This is a genomic window from Hominimerdicola alba 8 (assembly GCF_000178155.2).
Classification (GTDB): domain Bacteria; phylum Bacillota; class Clostridia; order Oscillospirales; family Ruminococcaceae; genus Hominimerdicola; species Hominimerdicola alba_C.
The window spans coordinates 1-923 of the sequence record NZ_ADKM02000097.1 but is presented as its reverse complement, the minus strand read 5'-3'; the positions used below and the strand labels follow the sequence as shown (position 1 = coordinate 923).

General features: G+C 37.7%; 1 protein-coding gene and 1 pseudogene. Both read right to left on the bottom strand.

The window, feature by feature from the left end; all coding sequences use genetic code 11:
* Positions 1–208 precede the first annotated feature (208 nt).
* Positions 209–530: pseudogene (locus CUS_RS20455) on the bottom strand (DNA/RNA non-specific endonuclease); the annotation flags it as partial.
* A gap of 117 nt (positions 531–647) precedes the next feature.
* Positions 648–923 (bottom strand): hypothetical protein (locus CUS_RS20210; RefSeq protein ID WP_037277272.1); only part of this gene is annotated, 276 nt, incomplete at its 5' end.

Below are 923 nucleotides of genomic sequence, written 5' to 3'. Positions count from 1 at the left end.
GAAACTCCTGATAGACAGGAGTTTTACTTTTTATTTGCTTTAGAAAGAATTATGATCACTAGAACTATCAAAATCACGATACTTATTTTCGCATCTGCCGGTTCTTCGTTATCATCAGTCTGATTTTCTTGTATAATTTCATTTAGTTCAATATTCGGCAGTTCAGAAGTTGTGGCATTTTGAAAGTTATCGGTTTGACTCTCATCATAAAGCCTGCTCTCCCCCGTCGCATAGTCTATCGTAATACCCGGTTGAGCATTGAAACAATAAACATTGAAACATATTCCTTCTCCCCGGTCTTCGATAGAATACGCTTCGATCAAAACACCTTTTGCCAGAAGGTCATTTCCACAAAATTCAGGTGTCACTCTGTATATGACATGATTATTGGTTTCTGTTATATAGTCGGCAACCATATTTTCGAAAGGAAGCATCCCGTTAATGTTAAGAAACCTGGTTCCTGTTATAAGATTATTTGTATTCGCGTTTTCTGCAGTAAGCTGATAGCCGATAAGGTGACATCGGTTGTATTATCTTAAGAAATGTATATGTTCAACTTCGGTTCAACCCACCCAAAGCTATTTATTTTAAGGAAAAACGCAATCACATCCCACAATTTTACCGTTTTCAAAATCTGAACACGAAAATCAGTTTTTTTTACGTATGATAGTACATCTTAGGCTGTATATTGTCTTGTCTCTGTCGGCCAGCTGCTCTTTTAACCGCTTATTCTCTGCACGTAGCAGAAGCTCTTGACAATCCCGTTTAGCCATTAAAGTCTTTTCTTCCTGAAGCCGATGTACTTTCTCTTTAAGAGTTTTTATTTGTTCGTAAAGGTCATCTCTGTAGTCTTCATCATGTGACAGTTCCACATACTTTTGCAGCAACCCATCGTAGCTATAGAAGGTTGTTCTGGATATGCC